Here is a 380-nt window from a genome sequence, read left to right on the forward strand (position 1 = left end):
AAGTGGTCCGCGCCTAGGTCTCGGAACCGGGCGTCCGGGTCTTGGAGCAGGTGCCAGATGATGATGAGGATGGAACGTCCGACGGCGACGATGGCGCGTTTCTTGCCCCGCCGTCGGGCGATCCTTCGGTGGCGTTCGCCCAGGAAGGTGTCTGTTCTGCCGACTCCGACGGCGGCCTCGCCCAGGACCCGGGCGAGGTAGCGGTTGCCGTGTCCGGTGGAGCCGTTGCCCTTCGTCTTTCCGGCTGAGGAGCTGATGCCCGGGGAGAACTTTGCCCAGGAACACAGGTGCCCCGCGGTCGGGAACCGGGACATGTCGACCCCGATCTCGGCGAGAATAACGGCGGCGGCAACGGGGCCGATGCCCGGGATCTCATCCAG

Annotated in this window: 1 protein-coding gene; it reads right to left on the reverse strand. The window is 67.4% G+C overall.

The features are described from left to right. Positions 1 to 380 (reverse strand): transposase (locus AB4Y73_RS20500; protein ID WP_441874526.1); only part of this gene is annotated, 380 nt, incomplete at both ends.

This window comes from Pseudarthrobacter sp. TAF60_1, assembly GCF_052113505.1.
GTDB lineage: Bacteria > Actinomycetota > Actinomycetes > Actinomycetales > Micrococcaceae > Arthrobacter.